The sequence below is a fragment of the Coleofasciculus sp. F4-SAH-05 genome, assembly GCF_040222985.1.
Taxonomy (GTDB): domain Bacteria; phylum Cyanobacteriota; class Cyanobacteriia; order Cyanobacteriales; family Coleofasciculaceae; genus Coleofasciculus; species Coleofasciculus chthonoplastes.
Window position 1 is genome coordinate 23,727 of the sequence record NZ_JAVKBY010000039.1, and the last position, 7,407, is coordinate 31,133.

Annotated in this window: 7 protein-coding genes and 1 pseudogene; 3 read left to right on the plus strand and 5 right to left on the minus strand. The window is 46.5% G+C overall.

All coding sequences use genetic code 11. The annotated features are described in order from the left end of the window. Positions 1–16: 16 nt before the first annotated feature. Both RIG27_RS04425 and RIG27_RS04430 read right to left on the minus strand, forming a co-directional pair. A complete protein-coding gene (locus RIG27_RS04425) occupies positions 17–580 on the minus strand; it encodes a Uma2 family endonuclease (protein WP_446342817.1) in 564 nt (187 codons plus the stop codon). Positions 581–818: 238 nt separating this feature from the next. Beyond that, complete coding sequence (locus RIG27_RS04430; protein WP_446342819.1) at positions 819–1,361, minus strand: hypothetical protein; 543 nt, start codon at positions 1,359–1,361, stop codon at positions 819–821. A gap of 479 nt (positions 1,362–1,840) precedes the next feature. Here RIG27_RS04430 and RIG27_RS04435 point away from each other — a divergent pair, with 479 nt between their 5' ends. Both RIG27_RS04435 and RIG27_RS04440 read left to right on the plus strand, forming a co-directional pair. Next, positions 1,841–2,014 (plus strand): hypothetical protein, encoded by a 174-nt coding sequence (locus RIG27_RS04435; RefSeq protein ID WP_446342821.1) that lies wholly within the window; start codon positions 1,841–1,843, stop codon positions 2,012–2,014. 626 nt (positions 2,015–2,640) lie between these two features. Beyond that, complete coding sequence (locus tag RIG27_RS04440; RefSeq protein ID WP_446342823.1) at positions 2,641–3,240, plus strand: hypothetical protein; 600 nt, start codon at positions 2,641–2,643, stop codon at positions 3,238–3,240. A gap of 94 nt (positions 3,241–3,334) precedes the next feature. Here the strand turns inward: RIG27_RS04440 and RIG27_RS04445 are convergent, their stop codons facing one another. The 3 genes from RIG27_RS04445 to RIG27_RS04455 all read right to left on the minus strand — a co-directional run bounded on the left by RIG27_RS04445 (position 3,335) and on the right by RIG27_RS04455 (position 6,295). Beyond that, the gene (locus tag RIG27_RS04445; protein WP_446342825.1) at positions 3,335–4,528 is read right to left on the minus strand and encodes a beta-ketoacyl-ACP synthase; all 1,194 of its coding nucleotides are present in this window, start codon (positions 4,526–4,528) and stop codon (positions 3,335–3,337) included. A gap of 306 nt (positions 4,529–4,834) precedes the next feature. Next, a complete protein-coding gene (locus RIG27_RS04450; RefSeq protein WP_446342827.1) occupies positions 4,835–5,617 on the minus strand; it encodes a peptidylprolyl isomerase in 783 nt (260 codons plus the stop codon). A 111-nt stretch (positions 5,618–5,728) separates the two neighbouring features. Next, complete coding sequence (locus RIG27_RS04455; protein WP_446342829.1) at positions 5,729–6,295, minus strand: photosystem I assembly protein Ycf4; 567 nt, start codon at positions 6,293–6,295, stop codon at positions 5,729–5,731. Between the two features lie 435 nt (positions 6,296–6,730). Between RIG27_RS04455 and RIG27_RS04460 the strand changes: the two are divergent. Further along, positions 6,731–7,407 (plus strand): annotated as a pseudogene (locus tag RIG27_RS04460) (photosystem II D2 protein (photosystem q(a) protein)); the annotation flags it as partial.

Sequence of the window (7,407 nt, forward strand, 5' to 3'; positions counted from 1 at the left end):
AATTGCTGTCGTCTCACTATTTGCCTGCCTTTAACCAAGCAAACACCTGAGCAACAGTTAGATTTAATTCCAAAAACTCCGGTACAGGTAACGGATCATCACCTGTCATTTCTAAGGGTTGTTGTCCCGGCAGGAATACAATGATCAACCGTTCATCCGGGTCAATAAACCATCCTAACTGAGTGCCGTGTCTTAGACAATGGAGAATATTTCTGATCACTTTAGTCGCATTCTGATCGGGAGAGAGAATTTCAATCGTCCAATCGGGATGAAGCGCGAATACATTCTCTATTTCACCGTCAGCGTCAACGGGGATGCGTTCCCATTGAAAGACGGTAACATCAGGTACGATTGAACGCCCACCAAACGTGCAGCGCAGTTCTGGGAAAGCGAGGGCAATTTGCGAAGCTTCAGCGACTTGGTTGATCCTATTGCAAAGTTTAAGCTGTAGCCGGGAGTGTTTGCCTTGGGGCATTGGTTTTTGGTAGATGCGACCATTGATAAATTCACTGGCAGGTTTTGTCTCTGGTAGTTGGAGGAATTGGGTTAAGGTAATGGTTTGATCTAGTGTGGTTGTCATCGTTGTGCGATCGCGTCAGTGTTAAGTTTAGAGTGCGACAATGCCGATCAGATTTTTCACCCGTTTTAAGGGGCACAAGTGCTTAGCCTGTAGACAAAGTAGACGCTTAACTCATGATGGGGGCATGACACAGCTACAATGGTGGAATAGATTGTCAGTTAGGTCGATGCCTTCTGCCCAACCTAATCTAGGGCTAAAGCCCTTACTACTAACCTGTCTGTCAAACCATAAAACCGCTCTAAGCTAGTTTGTATTTAATTGTTTGTTGGTCTAGGTATTGACGTACTCCCTCACTCATCTGTAGCAGGTTTGGTTCAACTTTTTTGCTTAGAAAATCCTCAACCACTGATGCAACCTGGTTTTTTAACAATGGTGGAACTCCCTGAATCCGCTTAGGATCAATCCTGATTTCGCCGCGACTTTCAATCAACGTCTGACCATGATCATTCAAAAAGCGATTCTTGCCAGCGCAGTGGACAGCTTCAGTAAAGGCGTGAGTCTGGATACTCCATACCAGAGTATAATCTGACTCATTCCAGGTATTATATTCTGTCCACTTGAGCATATCTTTGCTCAGCAGTGTTCTAACGGCGGCTGGAATCTCGCCACCACCGTGCCACTCGTTGACGGCGTGAATACATGCATTGTCTTGATGACGGGACTTCACCTCGATGCTCCGAACATTCGTCATATAGGGGATTAACTCCATTAACCTATCACGGTAGGTCGCAAAAACAATGGAACGAGAAAAGGGAATCTGGATATCGGTAGAGATAATCATATATAGCTTTGGGGGTTAATTCTTCATAAATTGTAAGAGTAAGTGGCTAGAGCTAACCTCTCCTATAGGACTTATTTCCATGCGTCAGTTCAAAAATATCTCTGGGGTAATCGCGCAACTCACTTGGGGATGAAACGCGATAGGATTTAGCCCAGTGTTAAGATTCAACATTGGTGATTGGTGACCAGCAATCTGATTATTAAGCCTTTATGAGGTCTTTATGAAGCGTTGATGAAGCTTGTGTGAAACCCTGGATAACTCTTGACACTCCCATCTAAAAATTTGTAGTCGTTAAGAGAGGAGGTTTGATTGTTCCTCGCATCACAACCCAGTCGCCAGTCAAAATGAGAGTGGAGAGACAGGCATAAGTCTTATCAGTCCTAGGAACACAAACTATCGCTCAATCGAATCTACCCTGGTGAGTTATTATGCTTTTGGTTTTATTGATAACCTTAACAATCACCTTCGCAGCAGTTTGTGTGGTTGTTAACACGACAGAAGAAATCGTCCAACTTGCCGCCGCGTTTACCGCCATGATTTGCCTGTTGGTTAGCCTGGTGTTTGCCCCTGTGTGGCTTAAGATGTTAATTGTACTCGTACCAATGGTGATCAAAAAACTCGCGATCGCGGGTATCAGCTTCACACATTTATAAGTCTGATGCCTTAGGCATAAGCCTGTTGGCAGAGAGGCTGATATCTTTCACAAGGATACTCCGTAAGGAATACCTGCTGCCATTCCTCTTAAGTAGAGCTGGCTGCAAAAACTGGAACCCCTTAAAAAGAAAGGGTTTAAGGACAATTAAAGGTTCATAAAGTGCAATAAATAAGCCTCGATAGATGAAAACTCCGACAAAATAGCGAGCCAGACGCTCGCACGACAACCGCTTCCCGTTCTCTATCCTCACCCCAACCCTTATTCAGCAACGCCTCAGTAGGCAGAAGATTGAAGAGATTAGTCTAAGATCTTATATCTCTTCAATAAAAAATTAAACTATGGAAAATTAAAGACATATTTAAGCCACAAATACAATAAGACTTTGCTTTAAAAATAGGATAATAAGATATTCGTGTAAAGTTAACTATCACGGCTGGATTCACCGGAAAACAAAATCACCATAATCCTCAAAGATAATGTTAAGATTGAGCCAACAAGCTTTCCGGCTTTAGTCTCACGATTAAAAGTCGTTTCCTGAAAATGGCTTTGGTGATTTTAGGCTAGTGACTTGGGAATAATAAACTCAAGCGGGCTGCTAATCCATTTATTTTAATAGTTTGACAGATGCAATTTAAGAAATTAGCGCTGATCTTCATGACAGTTACCCTACTCGTAAGCTGTTTACTGAGTATACTATCCGTGCGTTCGGAAAGTACGGATGCCAATCGTTCGGACAAAATCGCCAATAAAACCTCACCCCCCGTCATTCCACCCCCTCTGGAAACAGCGCTTGAGGAATTGCGTGTGATCCAAATCAAAATTGAAGGTGATATTCATCCCAAAGAGTACGGCGAAGATATACATGATCTGACACCTATCGTCGAAAATGCCTACGGGGATGCTGAGATTCTAGCCACCGTTAAATCAGCGTTAGCCGGACACCAATTAGCGGTTCAATTCTGGGAGTGCGATCGCGTTTTTGGCTATGACGAACTTTTCCAATGCCGAGATCAAGTTCTCCAAGCCGTCTTCCAAAAATATCCCGATATCGCCGCCCAAGCCCAGGCAATCATGGCTAGCGAAAATATCACTTACATTAGTGCGGAACTGGATGAAAATTCTTTGTTAGAGGCAATTTGGGAAAAGACGGGTACGGATACGAAAACGGCACTGCAAATGAGTAACCCAACGTCCTTGACTGCAGATAATCACACTCAAAACTAATCAGCTGTCATGCATTTAAATGTAAGTAGTCGGACACAATTAAAGTTGAGTATGAGGACAAGGGAACAGGGAACAGGGAATAGTAAAGAATGTCCTAACCTGCCTTGGTACTGCTATACTTCCCCAAAGCCAGGATTGCATTTTGACCCCCAAAACCAAAACTCCAACATAATAGCTGGCGAACCTTGTGCCTACGGGCTTGGGTCACCAAATCTAAATCAAACGCGGGTTTGCCCAATCCTACACAAGGCGGTAATATCTGATGCTTGAGTGCCATCAAACAAAACGCGACACCGATCGCGCCCGATGCACCTAAGGTATGACCCGTGGCTCCCTTGGTTGAACTTACCGCTACTCTATGGGTAAACAAATCATCCATTAACTGGGCTTCATTTTCGTCGTTTAACCGAGTCCCTGTGCCATGAGCGTGAATATAGTCAATCTCAGTGGGGGAAAGATGACTTCGATCTAAACATTGCTGGATTGCTGTTATCGCACTCGTGTTGCTTGACTTTGGCGTTGTAATATGGTATGCATCACAACTAAATCCAAAACCTAATAGTTGCCCATAAATTGGCACACCACGACTTAAGGCTAATTCTGCTGACTCCAAGACCAAAACCGCTCCCCCTTCACCCAACACTAAACCCTCTCGTCGTTGGTCAAAGGGATAAGCCCCTGTTTTTGCCAAAGCCCCCATTTTGTCAAATCCTGCCAACGTTAATCGGGTAATCGGGGCTTCCAACGCACCCGCAACAACCCGTTGACATTGACCGGTTTGGATGAGTTCAAATCCCCGTGCGATCGCCCAAATTCCCGTTGCACAAGCTGCCATTGGTGCGAATACAGGTGCCATCGAGCCAATTTGCCGAGCCGCTGCGATCGCGGCTTGATGTGGCAATGTCTCTAACCAAGCCTGGGAACTAGAAAATAGCTCCCCTATTCCGCCGCTCCCTTGTTCCCCTGCGGCTCGTATCAACTCTTCCCAAGACGCCTGACAGCCACGACTGGAGCCAACCACCACACCACAATTAGGCATTGGTGTCTGAAGATTGGCATCAGCCAGAGCCTCGGTGACGACGACCTGAGTCAACCTCGTTAATGAACTTGGCACGGAATCGATTAGCGCCAAGGGTCGAACGGGTAGTTCTGGAAAGGGTTGAGAAGACCGAATCCCTGACTCACCATTAAGCAGTCGGAGCCAACTTTGTTCTAAACCACCTAATGCTGAGATTAGACCAATTCCTGTAACAACAACCGAATGCAAACCCAAATTTTGACCCTTCACTTCCTGCGGTTCGCTTATCCGGCGATAGGTTCCCCACGCTCTAATCTTCGATTGATCGTGGGATGAATCGCCAGTTTATTATTGACAACTTGCTTGTTGTCAGCTAATAGTAAGGGTAAATTGTTTTTGTATTTCATTGACAAGTACCCGTAGGGTCGGTGTAGGAGGACGTCACTGAACCGAGGCTCTAGAAGGGCGGGTTTCGTTAAGTTATTGGTTGTCTCCAAAATGTTATCCGTAAAACCCGCCCCTACACATCTGCACCTGAATCACCTTTGCTCCCCCAGATCCCCTTGCCAAGATGAACTAGGGAGATGCTTCTGCTTCAGATTCAGGTCGTTTCAGATTTTCCAGTCCCTGGGTGACTTCGGCTGACTCGATGCGATCGCCCACTTGGATATTATCTACCACATCCATGCCATTTTTAACATAGCCGAACACCGCATAATTTCCATCGAGAAAAGGCAGATCCGATAGCGCGATATAAAACTGGGATGAGGCTGAATCTGGCATCGATGAGCGTGCCATCGCCACAGCACCACGAGTATGCTGCAACTGGGGAGGAACAGAAATTCCAGCTTGCTCCAACGTTTTGCTATAGATGGGAACCTCGGCATCCTTTGGCTTTATTTCTAAAGGAATGTAACGAGGCTGGCGTGTTTTCGGGTCAGTAAAACTCCCGGTTCCCAGACGCTCTACCGGAACATTGGGGTCTTTCCCTTGGGGATCACCTCCCTGAACCACAAAGGGTTGGGGTTCACGCACGACTCGGTGAAATACTAAGCCGTTATAAAAACCCCGATCGACCAGATCGACAAAATTCCCGGCTGTAATCGGAGCATTTGTGCCATCGACCTCAATGGTAATCGGAGCATCTTTAACCGTTAAAACAACCGTCGCTTTTCCCTCTAATTGGGGTAAGCTGCTAATTTGAGGATTAGTGACTTGAGCTACCGACGTTCCTGTTGTTGCGGCTGTTGAGGAATCCGTCGTGTTTTGGGATGCCACCTTTGACGAACTACAAGCTCCGAGACTTAAGCCAACAATTACTACCACAACCAGGAACCATCGCCGGACGATTACTTGCATATTTATTAACCTACCTTCTTGTAGCTGACGCTACTTAATCATTCTTCCTTAGAGCCTTCTGCCCTCTGCCTTTTGTCTACCAAAAAGGAGATAGTTAACCGGGATTTCCGATTACATGCCTTCTAGGGGGACAGCGAGGAAACGAGCCAGTTCTGCACCTTGGTTTTCCAGTTCCGATAGGGGCAAAGGCTGTCCCACGCGAGTGAGTGGAACCTCCCGGCGATCTTTGACGCGCAGGTAGAGAGTGCGGTTGGGATTAAGCCCTTCTTTGATCTCAACTTTAATCGATTGCACATCTTGCAGGCGGCAGCTAAACTCAACCTGGCGGTTTTTGCCAGGAAAGCCCCAACGGAACACTTTAACCATTCCAGTTTCCTTGTTGAACTCATTGTATCCACCGCCAACATCCCAAAGGATAACCAGCCAGAGATAGAGGGCAAAGAGCAAGCCGGCAATCCCGTAAAAGCTCATGGCGATGCCTTGAGGGATAAACTGTAAACCTCTGGTATCGCCAACAGGCAAGAGATCGCGTTGAAAATAACTGGAAAGTCCAGCTAAAAGAAATCCCGTACCGCCGATTGAGGCGACAACTGCCCACCAGTAGTTGCTGAACCGCCGAGAACCTAGAACAGATTGACGGAGTACGCGGTTCTCTTGTTGGGTTTGGGTGGCTGTCATACTATCCTGTTCCTTCACTCTCTAAAATATGCCATTTTTGTTCTGCGCTACATAAAAGTCTACCCAATAAAGTCAAAATTTTTGAGAATTAGTTATCATGCCATTTTTGGTTCCCCCCGTGCCGCTCAGGGGCAATTCTGAGTCAGATGTATCAGTTTGTAAATTTTTCAGTGTCTACTATTATGGTATTCAAGCACTGAATCCCCTACTCTCCCTAGCGAAAATCGAGGATTCGTGTAAAACTATGATAGTTTAAGAAAAATTAAGTCCATGCCAGTTAAATTATAAGCTGGTGACGCTAGGGTGCTTGACACACCCTGTATTCAGGCAAAGTTAGTCAAACTGACTGACTTTCTCACAAATTCCCAGTCTTCCGCTGTGGAACTGTCAAGCGAAAAATCCTTGTAAACCCTTAATGTAAGAGGATTTGAAACGATGACCATAGCTGTCGGACGCGCTCCCAGCCAAAGAGGATGGTTTGACGCACTCGATGACTGGCTAAAGCGCGATCGCTTTGTATTCATCGGTTGGTCAGGTATACTCCTGCTCCCCTGCGCCTACTTGGCTGTTGGGGCTTGGCTAACCGGTACAACCTTTGTTACCTCGTGGTATACCCACGGTTTAGCCTCTTCCTACTTGGAAGGCTGTAACTTCCTGACTGTGGCGGTTTCCACCCCCGCCAATACCTTCGGTCATTCCCTACTGCTACTGTGGGGACCTGAAGCCCAAGGCGACTTCACCCGTTGGTGTCAAATCGGTGGGCTTTGGAGCTTTACCGCCCTGCACGGTGCATTTGGCTTAATTGGCTTCATGCTGCGGCAATTTGAAATTTCCCGTGTAGTGGGAATTCGACCCTACAACGCCATTGCCTTCAGTGGACCGATCGCGGTATTTGTCAGCGTATTCTTGATCTATCCCTTGGGGCAATCGTCTTGGTTCTTTGCTCCTAGCTTCGGCGTCGCCGGTATCTTCCGCTTCTTGCTGTTCTTCCAAGGGTTCCACAACTGGACACTGAACCCCTTCCACATGATGGGAGTGGCAGGTATCTTAGGTGGAGCGCTGCTGTGTGCCATTCACGGTGCAACCGTAGAAAACACCTTGTTTGAAGATGG

Bases quoted from the DNA above. Each gene is read 5' to 3' on its own strand.
- RIG27_RS04425 (WP_446342817.1), bottom strand. From the start codon at position 580: ATGACAACCACACTAGATCAAACCATTACCTTAACCCAATTCCTCCAA.
- RIG27_RS04430 (WP_446342819.1), bottom strand. From the start codon at position 1,361: ATGATTATCTCTACCGATATCCAGATTCCCTTTTCTCGTTCCATTGTT.
- RIG27_RS04440 (WP_446342823.1), top strand. From the start codon at position 2,641: ATGCAATTTAAGAAATTAGCGCTGATCTTCATGACAGTTACCCTACTC.
- RIG27_RS04450 (WP_446342827.1), bottom strand. From the start codon at position 5,617: ATGCAAGTAATCGTCCGGCGATGGTTCCTGGTTGTGGTAGTAATTGTT.
- RIG27_RS04455 (WP_446342829.1), bottom strand. From the start codon at position 6,295: ATGACAGCCACCCAAACCCAACAAGAGAACCGCGTACTCCGTCAATCT.